The sequence below is a fragment of the Streptomyces tatrensis genome (genome assembly GCF_049310065.1).
Lineage (GTDB): Bacteria > Actinomycetota > Actinomycetes > Streptomycetales > Streptomycetaceae > Streptomyces.
In genome coordinates this window covers 260,870-273,990 of record NZ_JBMDLB010000007.1, presented here as the reverse complement: position 1 = coordinate 273,990, position 13,121 = coordinate 260,870, and the positions used below count along the sequence as shown (strand labels likewise).

The following is a 13,121-nucleotide window of genomic DNA, read 5'->3' as shown; positions in this document are numbered from 1 at the left end:
GGCGCGGACACGTACTCCTGGCCGATCTGCGGGGCGAAGCAGTCGTCCCGGGGGAGAAGAACCAGGCCGCCAACCGGAAGAAGAAGAGCTCCGGAGGCGGCCGGCCCGACTCGGTACGCGCCCTAGGACGGGGCGTGCAATTCGCCCGTGCGCGCCACGCGGGCGTACCAGCGCGCGCTCGACTTGGGCGTGCGCGCCAGGGTCTCGTAGTCGACGTGGATCGCACCGAACCGCTTGGCGAACCCGTACGACCACTCGAAGTTGTCGAGCAGCGACCAGAGGAAGTAGCCGCGCACGTCCACCCCGTCGGCGATCGCCCGGTGCACCGCGTCGAGGTGGGCGTGGATGTAGGCGGCCCGCTGCGGGTCGTGCACCGTGCCGTCCGGACCGACCTCGTCCTCGTACGCCGCTCCGTTCTCGCTCACCACGAGCGGCAGCCCGGGGTACCGGGCGGCGGTGCGGGTCAGCAGGTCGTACAGGGCGCTCGCGTCGACCGGCCAGCCCATCGCCGTACGCTCACCCGGAGCCCGGTGGAACGCCACGTGCTCCGCGCCCGGCCACGGCGAGTGCTCGCTGTTGCCGTGCCCGTCGTCCTGCGGCACGCCCTCGCCCTCCGCCGCGCGCGAGACGACCGTCGGGGTGTAGTAGTTGACGGCGAGCAGGTCCAGGGGCTGGTGCACCGTGGCGGTGTCGCCGTCCCGGACGAAGGACCAGTCGGTCAGGTGCGCCGTGTCCGCGAGCAGGTCCCGGGGGTACGCGCCCTCCAGCATCGGGCCAAGCCAGATCCGGTTGCCGACGGCGTCGATGCGCCGGGCCGCCTCCCGGTCCCCGGCCGAAGAGGTCAGGGGGCGGACCTCGTGGAGGTTCAGGGAGACCGCGACCCGACCGTCACCGGGCAGCGCCGCCCGCAGCGCCTGCACGGCGAGGCCGTGGCCGAGGTTGAGGTGGTGCGCCGCGCGCAGGGCGGCGACCGGATCGGTCCGGCCGGGGGCGTGCACGCCGGAGCCGTAGCCGAGGAACGCACTGCACCAGGGCTCGTTGAGGGTGATCCAGTGCTTCACCCGGTCCCCGAGGGCGTCGGCCACCTGGCCCGCGTACGTGGCGAAGCGTTCGGCGGTGGAGCGTTCCGGCCAGCCTCCCGCGTCCTCCAACTCCTGCGGCAGGTCCCAGTGGTAGAGGGTGAGGGCGGGGGTGATGCCGGCGGCGAGCAGCTCGTCGACCAGCCTGCGGTAGAAGTCGAGGCCCTTCTGCACGGCAGGTCCCCGGCCGGTCGGCTGGACCCGGGACCAGGAGACGGAGAACCGGTAGGCCCCCAGGCCGAGTTCGGACATCAGGCGGACGTCCTCGGGGAAGCGGTGGTAGTGGTCCACGGCCACGTCGCCGGTATGGCCTTCGAAGACCTTGCCCGGGGTGTGCGCGAACGTGTCCCAGATGGACGGGGTCCGTCCGTCCTCGCGGGCGGCGCCCTCGATCTGGTACGCGGCGGTGGCCGTGCCCCACAGGAAGTCGGACGGGAAAGAGCGGACGGCGGTGAGCGGCCGGGTTTCGGACGCGGTCATAGGAGAGCGCTCCCAACGCAGGGTCGGATGAAGTGGTGCCGGACGAAGGGGAAGTGGCGGTCAGTTCTTGACGGCGCCGGCCGTGATTCCGCCCACGATGTGCTTGCCGAGCACGGCGAAGACCAGCAGCAGGGGCAGCGTGGATATGAGGGCGCCGGTCAGTACGACGGCCTGGTCGACGGTGTGATTGCCGGAGCCGAGTCCGGCCAGGGCGACCTGGAGGGTCGGATTCCCGTCCGGGGTCAGCGCGATGAACGGCCAGAAGAAGTCGTTCCAGGCCTGGACGAAGACGAGCATCCCCAGGACCGCCATCGCAGGCCGGGCCACCGGGAAGACCACGTGCCAGATGATGCGCAGGCTGTGCGCGCCGTCCATCCTCGCAGCCTCCACCAGCTCCACCGGCAGCGCCTCGATGAGGTATTGGCGCATGAAGAACACGCCGAAGGCGGCGACCAGCGAGGGCAGGACGACCGACTGGAGCTGATCGACCCAGCCGAGGTCGGTGATGATCTGGTACAGCGGGATGACACTCAGCTGCGGCGGAATCGTCATGGTCGCCACCACCAGTGCCAGCAGGGCGCCCCGGCCCTTGAAGGGCAGCTTGGCGAAGGCGAAGCCGGCCAGGGTGGAGAACAGGACGGTGGACAGGGCCACGAGCCCGGCCACGATGGTCGTGTTGACCAGCGCCTCGCCCATGTCGACCTGGTTCCACGCGAAGGTGAGGTTGTCGAAGAGCCGGGGGCCGGGCAGGAGCGGGGCCGGGGCCTCGACCACGCGCTCACCCGTGTGGGAGGCGGCCACGAGGTTCCAGTACAGGGGGAAGAGGGAGAAGAGGGCGGCCAGGCCGAGGAGGACGTACGTCAGCGGTCCCGCGTGGTGCTGACGGCCGGCCGACTGGCGCAGCAGCCTGCGGCGCGGCGCCGGTGTGGTGGCCCTGTCCCCGGGCGTGGCCGCGGCTGTGGCCGGGGCCGCGGGTACGGACGTAGGCGTGGGTGTGGGCGTGGGCGTGTCGACCGTGCGGGCCATGAGCTCAGCTCCCCGACTTCTTGCGCTTGTGGTTCGAGCGGGTGACCAGCGCCTGGACGCCGCCGATGAGCAGGAGGAGCAGCAGCATGACCCAGGCGATGGCGGAGGCCTGGCCCAGCGCGCCGGTCACCCACCCCTTCTCGTACATGAGCAGGCTCAGCGTCTGGAACTGGTTCCCGCTGCCCCCGCTGATGCCGACGCTGCCGCCGTAGAGCATCGGCTCGCCGAAGAGCTGGGTGGCACCGATGGTGGAGACGATGACCGTGAAGAGGATCGTGGGCCGGATGGAGGGGATGGTGACGCTGAGGAACTGGCGCAGGCGCGAGGCCCCGTCCAGCGCGGCGGCCTCGTACAGGTCCTGCGGCACGGACTGCATCGCCGCCAGGTAGATGAGCGCGTTGTAGCCCGTCCAGCGCCAGATCACGATCGTCGAAATCGCGATCTGCGCGGGCCACTTGGAGGACTCCCAGGCGACCGGGTCGAAGCCGGCCCAGCCCAGGACCGTGTTGATCAGCCCGTAGTCGGTGTTGAAGAGCTGTGCGAAGACGAGCGTCGCCGCCGCGATGGAGGTGGCGTACGGGGCGAGCACCGCGACGCGGAAGAAACCCCGGCCCCGCAGCCGGTAGTTGAGCAGGTGCGCGAGGCCGAGAGCCATCAGCAGCTGGGGGACGGTGGAGATCACGCCGATGGTGAAGGTGTTGGCGAGCGCGTTCCAGAAGAACTCGCTGGTCGCCAGGGAACTGTAGTTGTCCAGCCCCCTCCACTGTGCGCTGCCGCCGAGTTCGACGCGGTGGAGCGAGAGCCAGCCCGTGTAGATCAGGGGGAAGAGCCCGAAGGCCGCGAAGGTCAGGAAGAAGGGGGCGACGAAGACGTAGGGGACCGCCTTCAGGTCCAGGCGGTAGAGCGTGCTGCGCAGGCCGGCGGGCGGCGCGGAGCCGCTGCTCGTCGCCCGTACGGAGGTGGCCACGGGGGCGTCCTTCCGGGTCGGTGCGTACGGGAGATGCGTACGGGGGAGTACGTACGGGTGGGTCGGTACGGGAGACGCGTACGGGAGACGCGTGCGGGAGGTGCGGACGGGGGCGGCCCGCCGCCCGCCGCCCGCAGGCCCGCAGGCGGCGCGACGAGCCGCGCGCGACCCACTACTGGTCGATCTTGTCCTCGACGAGCTTCTTGACGTTCTCCCAGGCCTTCGCCGGGTCGGTGCCGCGCTGCTCGATGTCGAGGATGCCGTTGTCCGTGAGGAAGGTCTTCACCTGGCCGTCCCAGCGGCTGATCGGGGCGGGCGTGATGCCGGCCGCGGCCTCCGAGTAGATCTTGCCGACCGGGGTGTCACCGAAGTACGGCAGCTTGGCGTCCTGGACCGCCGCGGAGGTGAGCGTGTCCTTGGTGGAGGGGATGTTGCCGTTCACGCCGAAGACCTTGGCGTGCTGCGCCGGCGCCGTGAGCCAGGCGGCGAGCTCGGCCGCCTCCTTGGCGTGCTTGCCCGACTTCGGCACGGCGAGGAACGAGCCGCCCCAGTTGCCGGCCACGGGCGGCGCGGCGATGTCCCACTTCCCCTGGTTCTCCGGGCCCGCCTGGTCCTTGATGATGCCCGTCATCCAGCTGGGGCAGGCGACGGTGGCGAACTTCGCGTTCTTGAAGGCCGCGTTCCAGGTGCCCTTCTCGTCGAACTGGCGCAGCTTCGCCGTCAGTTCGCCCTTCGCCGCCGACACGGCGGTGTCCCACGCCGTCTTCACGCCCGGGCTGTTCTCGTAGTCCAGCTCACCCTTGGCGTTGGCGTACTGCACGGGCTGGCTGGAGATCACCGCGTTGAACAGGCCGCTGGCGGAGTCGTGGAAGGCGGTTCCGGCCGGGGCGCTCTTCTTGTACGTCTCGCCGGCCTGGAGGAACTTGGCCCAGTCGCCCGCCCAGAGCTTGGCCACCTCGGTGCGGTCGGTCGGGAGCTTGGCCTGGGCGAAGAGGTCCTTGTTGTAGCAGATGGCCATCGGGCCGATGTCCGTACCGAGGCCGATCACCTTGCCGTCGCCCGTGGTGGCCTGCTTGACCTTCCAGTCGAGGAACGCGCCGAGGTCCGCGCCGCCCGTCTTGCCGAGGTCGGTCCACTTGTCCGCCATGGCCGGACCGGTGGCCTCCGCGATGTAGCCCACCTCCAGGGCCTGGATGTCCGCGAGACCGCTGTCGCGGGAGAGCCGCAGCTTGAGCGTGTCCCAGTACTTCTGGCCGTCGGCGACGTTCGACTCTTCGATCTTGATGTTGGGGTGGGCCTTCTCGTACTCGGCGTAGAGCTTGGCCCCGGTGGCGTTGTCGTAGCCGAAGGAGCCGAAGGTTCCGATCCGCAGCGTGATCTGCTCGCCGCCGCCGCCGCCGCCGGCCGTGCCGTCGCCCTTGCTGCTGTCGCCGTCGCTGCCGCAGCCGGTGAGCAGGGCCGTACTGGTCGCCACGACGGCGATCGCGGCGATCGCGTTGATCGCGGTGCGGCGTCCGCGCCCGCGTCCGAGTCTGCTGCTGGAAGTGCGCATGCCACTCTCCTCGTCCAAGGTGGTGCTCGTTGTGCGCCAGGGGGTCCGGAGGGCTGTTCGCGGCTCGGCGAGGGCCCTGCCCGGACCTGATGTGAAGGTCGTTCTCGCATCCCAGAGTGGGAGCGCTCCCACGTCGTTGCCGGAAGGTTGCTGCTTGGCGGGTGCGGGTGTCAAGAGATGAACGCGAATTCGTGACGTGACGGCCTTCGGTGCCTCTCGCGCCCCGCTTTCCGGCGGGGCCCCGCCCGGCCCTGAACGCGGCCATGGCATCGAGCCGGGATCATGAGTAGTGTGGGAGCGCTCCCATTCGAGTCTCCCGGGCGGCGGATCGGCGTAACGTGTTCCGCGTGAGACGGGGGCGGGAACCGCTTCTTACCTGATCAGCCGCGACCGGGCCCGGGCACGCACGGGTCCGGAGCGCGAGAGCGTACGAGGGGAGTTCGAGGATCGTGAGCGGACGGCAGAACGGCAGGCCCACCCTGGAAGAGGTCGCGGCCCTGGCCGGTGTCGGCCGGGGCACGGTCTCCCGGGTGATCAACGGCTCGCCGCGGGTGAGCGAGCAGGCCAGGGAAGCCGTCGCCCGGGCCGTCGCCGAGCTGGGGTACGTACCCAATCAGGCGGCCAGAGCACTGGCCGGGAGCCGGACCGACGCGGTCGCCCTCGTCATCCCGGAGACCGAGGCCAGGCTGTTCTCGGAGCCGTACTTCCTCGACCTGATCCGCGGGGTCAGTGCCGAACTGGCCGCAGCGGACAAGCAGTTGCTGCTCACCCTGGTCCGTACCGAGGCCGAGCGCCGGCGGTTCGAGGACTACCTGGCCGCCCAGCGGGTCGACGGCGTACTGCTGGCCTCCGTCCACGGCGACGACCCGCTGCCGGACCGGATCGCACAGCTGGGGTTGCCGGTCGTCATGAACGGCCGCCGCTCCGAGGCCGAACCCGTCGCCTACGTGGACTCCGACAACATCGGCGCGGGACGGGCGGCCGTCGCCCACCTGGTCGGGCGGGGCCGGAGCAGGATCGCGACCATCAGCGGGCCGCTCGACATGTACGTGGCCCGCGCCCGTCTGGGCGGCTACCGCGCGGGGCTCGCCGAAGCCGGGTTCCGGCCCGACGAGTCGCTGGTGGCGACCGCGGACTTCACCGAGGAGGGCGGCCGGCTGGCGATGCGCGAGCTCCTGGAGCGCGCCCCCGGCCTGGACGCGGTCTTCGCCGCCTCGGACGTGATGGCGGCCGGCGCGCGCGGGGTGCTGCGCGAGGCCGGACGGCGGATCCCCGAGGACGTGGCCCTCGTGGGGGTCGACGACTCGGCGGTGGCCCGCCTGATGGACCCGCCGCTGACCAGCGTGCGCCAGCCGATCGAGGAGATGGGCCGCACGATGACCCGGCTGCTGCTCCAGAAGATCGCGGAGCCGTCCGGGGCCGGGGTCGCGCCGGCGCAGGAGAAGGGCGAGGAGCCGCGCAGGGTCCTCCCGACGGAACTGATCGTGCGGGACTCCTCCTGAGGCCCGAAGCTCGCCCCGGTGCCTATGCCCCGCCCCCGCCCATGCCCAAGCCCATGCCCATGCCCATGCCCATGCCCATGCCTCCTGAGCGTGCCGTGGCCGGAGCCGTACGGAATCCAGCGGTTTCCGTACGGCTCCGGCCCATGAGCGGGGTGGCGGGACGGTCAGTTCACCAGCGGTGCGTCACAGCGCCGGGTGGGCGTTCTTCATGAGCTCCTGGAACTGGGCGGAGAACCACTGGCCCGACAGCGGCGCGTTCGGGAGGGATCCCGACATGCTGTTGCCGTTGCGCGCGTTGCCCGTGTACGTCGGGTCGCACATCCGGTCGAAGCCCTTGCCCTCGTCGTTCGGGATCTCCTTGCTCGCCCCGTCCGACTCGCCCGGCGGCTTGATCCACACGTAGGCGTCGATGCCCGCCGCCGGGGCGGCCTGCGGTCGCTCGCCGAGGCCGGCGCCCGACTGGTTGCACCAGTTGCCGAGGTGGATGCGGCGGTCGTAGCGGCCCCCGTTGACATAGGTGTCCACGCTCGTCAGCGCGCCGGGTCCGGTCGGCCGCGCCGTGCCGCCCCAGCCGTTGCGGGAGGTGTCGATCAGCATGCCGAGGTTCGCGTCGAAGCCCAGGGAGACCAGCTTGGTCCGCATGGCCTGGGCGTACGAGAGCTCGTCCGTGTACCGGTTCCAGTCGACCCACTTCGACTGGCGTACGGAGGTGCCGTTGACGGAGTCCTCGATCTTGAAGTGGTCCTCCTTGAGAGCGCTGTAGTTGGCCGTGTTCACGATGAAGCCGTGCACCTTGGCGAGCGTGGAGCCCTCGGCGGTGGCCGCCTGCTTGAACATCTCCGCGGAGGCGCCGAAGTTGTCGTCCCAGCCGAGCCAGCCGTGGTGCCCCGCGTCCACGTAGTTGTAGACGTTGGCGATCGAGCCCAGCTTGTTCAGCGCGTAGCCGACTCCCTTGACGTAGTTGCCGTTGGCCTTCATCACGTCGCAGTTGGCCGTGGCCGTCGGACGCCCGGTCACGTTGGTGACCAGGTTCGGCAGCGAGTCGATCTCGACGGTGGTGACGATCCGCAGCCCCGCGTACTTGCTGTCCGCGAGGATGGCGGCGATCGGGTCGATGTACTGGGTCTTGTACCTGTCGATCTCGGTCGGGCCCAGCTCGCCGTTGGAGGCGAGCGCGGCGCAGTCCCGTCCGGGCAGGTTGTAGATCACCAGCTGGACGACGAGCTCGCCGCTGCCCTTCTGTGCCAGCGCCGCGTCCAGGTGGGCGCGCAGTCCCATCGAGCCGCTCGTACCCGCGATGGCGGCGGTGCGGTCCAGCCAGACACCGGTGGGCTGGTTGGACACCTTGGTGCCGCCGGGCTCGGCGGCGGCCTTGGCGGACCACTCGGGATTCACGTACACCTTGGCGCCGGCGTAGGGGTTGTCGGCCTTGCCGCCCGACGGCGGCGGAGTGGTCGGCGGGGTCGTGGGCGGCGTGGTGGGCGGTGTCGTCGGGGGAGTGGTCGGCGGCTGGGTCGGGTCGGTCGCACCGTTGCAGGTGACGCCGCCCAGCTTGAACGTCGCGGGCACGGCGTTCGTGCCGCCGTGCGAACCGTTGAACCCGAAGGAGGTCGAACCTCCCGTGGCCAGGCTCCCGTTGTACGAGAGGCTCCTGGCGGTCACGGCCGCCCCGGACTGGCTGATCGTGGCGTTCCAGCCCTGGGTGACCTGCTGGCCGTTCGCGTAGGACCACTCCAGGGTCCAGGAGGCGACCGGGTCACCGGTGTTGGTGACGATCACGTTGGCGCCGAAGCCGGTGTTCCACTGGTTCGTGATCTGGTACTCGACCTTGCAGCCGGCGGTGGCGGCGCCGGCGGAGGTGCCGAACACGGTGGCGGTGGCGCCGGCCGCGGTGACGAGGCTGAGGGCCGCCAACAGGGCGGTGCGCCTGGTCGTACGGGACGTGGTGCGGGGAGTCGTGCCGATCGCTGTGCGGCTCATTTCGGTGGCATGCCTTTCAGTTCAGGGTGCGCAAGTGGTCGCGCAGCCCGGTGCCGAATGCGGTGGGGGTGCCGTCGTACGAGGTGATCAGGGCCGGACCGGAGGCGCAGTTCCAGGTGTTCCAGGTCCAGCCGAGGTACGAGAGGGAGCGGTCGTCGAACCACTTCATGACGCGGTCGATGAACGCGTGCGCGCAGGTGTTCTCGCCGATCTCACCCGCCACGAGCGGGACCCGGGCGGCGACGGGGGCAAGAGTTGAGTCCCAACAGGCCTCGCTGGAGCAGGTGTTGAAGTTGTAGACGTGCCAGGCCGCGGCCAGATTGCCCGTCGGGTCGGTGGGGGAGTGGGTGAGCCACTGGCTCAGGTCGTTGGAGTAGGCGATGCCGGGGACCAGGAGGAGATTGCGGGCGCCGGTCGCGCGGACGGCGTCCACCAGGTCCTGCATGCCGGCGACCGCGTACCCGATGCCCGGACACGCGCCGCCGTCGCGCCAGCAGGTCCATGCCTGGGCGGTCGTGGAGGTGGCCCGGTCCGGATAGGGCTCGTTGAACAGGTCGAAGACGACCCGCCGGTCGTTCTTGAAGGTGTTCGCCACCGAGGTCCAGAACGCCGGGGTGTACTGGGCGTCCGGCATCGGCTTCTGGCAGGAGGCGTGGACGTCGGCGCATCCGGAGGAGTTGCCGGTGTACTGCCCGTACGTCCAGTGCAGTTCGACGACCGGGGTCATGCCGTGCGCGAGGACCCGGTCGACCAGGCCCTTGACGGCGTTTGCGTAGTTCGTGCCCCGGTACTCGGGCTTGATGTTGTCGAGGCCGAGCCAGCACTCCTCGTTGAGGGGGATGCGGACCGTGTTGGCCTTCCAGTCGGCGATGGCGCGCACCGAGGCGTCGTCGACGGGGCCGTCGAAGATGCCGTGACCCTGGACGCACATGTACTCGGCCCCGGAGCGGTTGACGCCGAGGAGGCGGCGGGTGGCACCGTTCCGGTCGGTGAGGCGGTTGCCGGTGACGCTCAGCTCGGGCGCCCCGGAGATCGGGTCGGTGGGTGTGGGTGTCGGGCCCGTGGGTGTGGGCGTGGGTGTGGGAGAGGGCGTGGGCGTCGGAGTGGGCGTCGGAGTGGGTCCGGGCCCGGGTCCGGAGTCGGTGGTGCAGGCGGCTCCGCCCAGCGTGAACGCGCCCGGCGCCGTATTGGCGCCCGACCACGAGGCGATGAAGCCGGTCGTCACGCTCGCTCCGGCGCCGAGCGTGGCGTTCCAGGTCTCGTTGACGGCGGTGACGGCCGACCCGGTCTGGGACCACTTGGCGCCCCAGCCCTGACCGAGGGTCTGGCCGGCCGGGAAGCTGAAGCCGAGGCTCCAGCCGTTCAGCGCGGAGCTGTTGTTGGTGACGGTGACCGAACCCTGGAATCCGCCGGCCCATTGGCCGGCGACCGAGTACGTCACCGTGCAGGAGGGTGAGGCCGCGGCTCCTGCGGCCGTACCCATGACGGCGAGCGCACAGCTCGCCATCGCGAATGCTGCCGTCGTGAGCAGCACGAACGTGCGTGGGGGGTGTCGCATGAGCGAGTCCTTGCAGCGAGGGCGCGCTTCTGACGGCGCGCCGACTGACGGATTCGCTCCCACTGGTTGGGGCCAGACCGTAGCTGCAACTGACCCCGAGGAAAAGAGGAGTTGACGAAATTCCCCTCGGAAAGCCTTCGACTCTTCACGGACCTTGACGGCATTGAGTCCCGTCTGCACAGTGGGAGCGCTCCCACTGGTTCAGAGCTTGTGCCCATGCCCTGCACGCCTTCGTCACCAGACCGAGAGGAGAACCAATCCCCGCACCGGCCCGGGCCGCCCGCGCCCCCGCCCCGACAAGGTCCGTACGGACCATCGACGAGTGGCTGTGACCAGCAGGCGCGAAGGAGGTTTCAGCTGTCGCGACCCTGCCATGTGGTCACGCAGACTTCGTTGTCCTCCAGGTCGGCGAGCACCCAGAACGCGGGGGCGCGGGTCGCGGACACGAGTCGGCCGCCGGCCGCCAGTGCCGCCTCGATCCGCTGGGGTGCCTCGTCATGCGGCACACAGATGTCGAAGTGGATGCGATTGCGCTGCGGGCGCGCCCGGACCATCTGCTGGATCCAGACGGCCGGGCCCTGCCCGACCGGGTCGACGAGCGGATCCTCCGGCCCCTCGGCGCCGGCCTCGTCCGCATAGCCCAGTACTGCTTTCCAGAACGGCCGGATCCCGGCGATGTCCAGTGCGTCAACGGCGATTTCCAGGAGCTGGACGGACCGCGGTGCCCCCGTGCCGATGGCGGGCTCTGTCGGAAACCCGGACTCGTCCGCGGCGGCGGAGATCCGGTGCGCGAGTTCGACATCCCGGGCGGTAATGGCTGCCCGGTCCGACGACTGCAGAGTGAAGACGACCCGATCGGGGCGGGCGTCGACCCGAAGATGCCGGTCGGCGTCGTCGCCGCACACCGCGACCGCGTCCGCTGCCAAACCGATCGCCTGGGCCAGCGACGCGACCGCGACCGACGTGTGCAAGGTGCCCAGCAAGAAGCGCCACCCGTGGTCCTGGACCGCCTCCGACGCTTCCTGTCGACTCAACATCTGCTCCATGGCCGCATCCTTGCAGTCCCACGGCCGGCCCCGCCCACCCGTACGTCCGAAACGGACGCCGGCAACAGGCGCCGGCAACAGGCGCCAGCCCCCTTCAGCTCACGCGGGGCGCTTCGAGGCGGGCGACGAGCTCCTCGACGAACGACTCCAGGTGGGCCGGGCGCGGGCCGGTCCGGGTGGCGACGAACCAGGTGCGGGTCAGCGGTTTCGCGCCCATGCGGACCAGGGCCAGATCGTGCGAGGCGGCGTAGGGGGAGGCCACCCAGTTGGGCAGGACCGTCAGTCCCTGGCCGCCCGCCACCATCTCGATCACCAGGTCGGTCACCACCGGCATGGTGGTGATGCGGGCGGGCCGGGCGCCGGTGGGGATCGGGAGCGGCATCGACGGGATGCGCTTCTGGTCGTAGAAGTCGTAGAGGACCAGGTCCGTGCCGTCGAAATCGCGGGCGGTCACGTGCGCGCGGGAGGCCCACGGGTGCCCGGCCGGCACCACCGCCACCATCTCGTCGTCGAACAGCCTGGTCAGGGACACCCGGTCCATCTGCAGGTCCGGTTTGGTCACCAGGGCCACGTCGACCAGGTCGGCGAGCAGGGCCGGGATCGGCGCGTCGTCGGCGACGGTCTCGATCCGGACCTCGATGTCCGGCTCGCGCGCCCGGAAGGCGCGCAGGACCGGCGGCAGCCAGGAGAAGGTGGTGCTGCACTGCGCGGCGAACCGCACGCGGCGGTCCCGCCCGTCACGGAGCTCCCGCAGGTCGCGCGAGGCCGATTCGAGCTCGCCGAGGACGTGGCGGGCGGCGACCAGGAGCCGGCGGCCGGCGGCGTTGGGGATCAGCCGGCGGCCCTTGCGGTCGAAGAGCGGCATCCCGAGACGGGACTCCAGCCGGGTGAGCCGCTGGCTCAGCGCGGGCTGGCTGACGTAGAGCCGCTCGGCGGCGGCGGTCAGGGAGCCGGCCTCGGCCGTGGCCTCCAGGAGTTCCAGGTCACGCAGGTCCACATCCATAACGCAGGATTATCACATGCTCCATATTCCGTCGTGGTGTTATGGGTCGAGGGCTCCTAGGTTTCTGGTGTCGGCCACCGGGACTCCCCGGTCGCCGCCCACGAAAGGAACACCTTCATGAGCGTCACCAGCACCACGACCGCGCACACCACCACGGCCATCGTCACCGGCTCCTCCAGCGGCATGGGCCTCGACATCGCCCGCGCCTTCCTGGCGGCCGGCGCCAACGTCGTGCTCAACGGCCGCGACGCCGACCGGCTCGCCAAGGCCGCCGCCGGTCTCGGGCATCCGGAGCGCACCGCCTGCGTCGCGGGCAGCATCGCGGCCCGGGAGACCGGCGAGGCGCTCGTCCGTACGGCGCTGGAGCGGTTCGGACGGATCGACGTCCTGGTCAACAACGCCGGCACCTTCGAGCCGAAGCCCTTCACCGAGGTCACGGAAGAAGAGCTCGACGGCTATCTGACGGGCAACCTCAAGGGCACCTACCTCACCACGCAGGCGGTCGTGCGCGCCCTGCGCGCCCAGGGCGAGGGCGGCAGCATCGTCAACATCGGCACCGTGCTGGTGGACCACGCGCTGGCCGGCTTCCCGGCCACCGCACCCGTGGTCAGCAAGGCCGGTGTGCACGCGCTGACGACGAGCCTCGCGGCCGAGCTCGCCGCCGACGGGATCAGCGTCAACCTGGTCGCGCCGGGCATCATCCGCACCCCCCTGCACGCGGGCGCCGATGTGGATTCCTTCGGCGGTCTCGCCCTGCAGGACCGCGTCGGCGAGGTCGCCGAGATCTCCGACGCCGTGCTGTACCTCGCGGGCGCCGGGTTCGTGACCGGCCACTCCCTGCGGGTGGACGGCGGCCACGTCACCGGCCGTCGCATCTGACGCCCCTGCCCGCACCCGATTTCCGCGCCTGCCTTCCACCGCCACGAAA

At 70.7% G+C, this 13,121-nt stretch carries 10 protein-coding genes; 2 read left to right on the top strand and 8 right to left on the bottom strand.

What is annotated here, in order from left to right; translation table 11 throughout:
* Positions 1-122: 122 nt before the first annotated feature.
* The 4 genes from ACODT5_RS04995 to ACODT5_RS04980 form a co-directional block, all read right to left on the bottom strand.
* Positions 123-1,559 carry a GH1 family beta-glucosidase gene (locus ACODT5_RS04995; protein WP_422517966.1) on the bottom strand — a complete coding sequence of 479 codons (1,437 nt, stop codon included), beginning with the start codon at positions 1,557-1,559 and terminating at the stop codon, positions 123-125.
* 60 nt (positions 1,560-1,619) lie between these two features.
* Positions 1,620-2,585 (bottom strand): carbohydrate ABC transporter permease, encoded by a 966-nt coding sequence (locus tag ACODT5_RS04990; RefSeq protein ID WP_422517965.1) that lies wholly within the window; start codon positions 2,583-2,585, stop codon positions 1,620-1,622.
* A 4-nt stretch (positions 2,586-2,589) separates the two neighbouring features.
* The gene (locus tag ACODT5_RS04985; RefSeq protein WP_422517964.1) at positions 2,590-3,552 is read right to left on the bottom strand and encodes a carbohydrate ABC transporter permease; all 963 of its coding nucleotides are present in this window, start codon (positions 3,550-3,552) and stop codon (positions 2,590-2,592) included.
* Positions 3,553-3,724: 172 nt separating this feature from the next.
* Positions 3,725-5,104, bottom strand: a complete 1,380-nt coding sequence (locus ACODT5_RS04980) for an ABC transporter substrate-binding protein (protein ID WP_422517963.1) — start codon at positions 5,102-5,104, stop codon at positions 3,725-3,727.
* Positions 5,105-5,553: 449 nt separating this feature from the next.
* Here ACODT5_RS04980 and ACODT5_RS04975 point away from each other — a divergent pair, with 449 nt between their 5' ends.
* Positions 5,554-6,606, top strand: coding sequence for a LacI family DNA-binding transcriptional regulator (locus ACODT5_RS04975; RefSeq protein WP_422517962.1), 1,053 nt, complete (start codon positions 5,554-5,556; stop codon positions 6,604-6,606).
* A 183-nt stretch (positions 6,607-6,789) separates the two neighbouring features.
* Here the strand turns inward: ACODT5_RS04975 and ACODT5_RS04970 are convergent, their stop codons facing one another.
* The 4 genes from ACODT5_RS04970 to ACODT5_RS04955 form a co-directional block, all read right to left on the bottom strand.
* Entirely contained in the window at positions 6,790-8,586 is a 1,797-nt protein-coding gene (locus ACODT5_RS04970; RefSeq protein ID WP_422517961.1) for a glycoside hydrolase family 6 protein, read from the bottom strand.
* A gap of 16 nt (positions 8,587-8,602) precedes the next feature.
* Complete coding sequence (locus ACODT5_RS04965) at positions 8,603-10,144, bottom strand: cellulase family glycosylhydrolase (RefSeq protein ID WP_422517960.1); 1,542 nt, start codon at positions 10,142-10,144, stop codon at positions 8,603-8,605.
* Between the two features lie 353 nt (positions 10,145-10,497).
* Positions 10,498-11,190 (bottom strand): VOC family protein, encoded by a 693-nt coding sequence (locus ACODT5_RS04960; RefSeq protein ID WP_422517959.1) that lies wholly within the window; start codon positions 11,188-11,190, stop codon positions 10,498-10,500.
* A gap of 94 nt (positions 11,191-11,284) precedes the next feature.
* Entirely contained in the window at positions 11,285-12,193 is a 909-nt protein-coding gene (locus ACODT5_RS04955; RefSeq protein WP_422517958.1) for a LysR family transcriptional regulator, read from the bottom strand.
* Between the two features lie 117 nt (positions 12,194-12,310).
* Between ACODT5_RS04955 and ACODT5_RS04950 the strand changes: the two genes are divergently transcribed.
* Positions 12,311-13,072, top strand: a complete 762-nt coding sequence (locus tag ACODT5_RS04950) for an SDR family NAD(P)-dependent oxidoreductase (RefSeq protein ID WP_422517957.1) — start codon at positions 12,311-12,313, stop codon at positions 13,070-13,072.
* Positions 13,073-13,121 lie beyond the last annotated feature (49 nt).

Coding starts and splice junctions, on each gene's coding strand:
- ACODT5_RS04995 (WP_422517966.1), bottom strand. CDS start 1,559: ATGACCGCGTCCGAAACCCGGCCGCTCACCGCCGTCCGCTCTTTCCCG.
- ACODT5_RS04990 (WP_422517965.1), bottom strand. CDS start 2,585: ATGGCCCGCACGGTCGACACGCCCACGCCCACACCCACGCCTACGTCC.
- ACODT5_RS04980 (WP_422517963.1), bottom strand. CDS start 5,104: ATGCGCACTTCCAGCAGCAGACTCGGACGCGGGCGCGGACGCCGCACC.
- ACODT5_RS04970 (WP_422517961.1), bottom strand. CDS start 8,586: ATGAGCCGCACAGCGATCGGCACGACTCCCCGCACCACGTCCCGTACG.
- ACODT5_RS04965 (WP_422517960.1), bottom strand. CDS start 10,144: ATGCGACACCCCCCACGCACGTTCGTGCTGCTCACGACGGCAGCATTC.
- ACODT5_RS04960 (WP_422517959.1), bottom strand. CDS start 11,190: ATGGAGCAGATGTTGAGTCGACAGGAAGCGTCGGAGGCGGTCCAGGAC.
- ACODT5_RS04955 (WP_422517958.1), bottom strand. CDS start 12,193: ATGGATGTGGACCTGCGTGACCTGGAACTCCTGGAGGCCACGGCCGAG.
- ACODT5_RS04950 (WP_422517957.1), top strand. CDS start 12,311: ATGAGCGTCACCAGCACCACGACCGCGCACACCACCACGGCCATCGTC.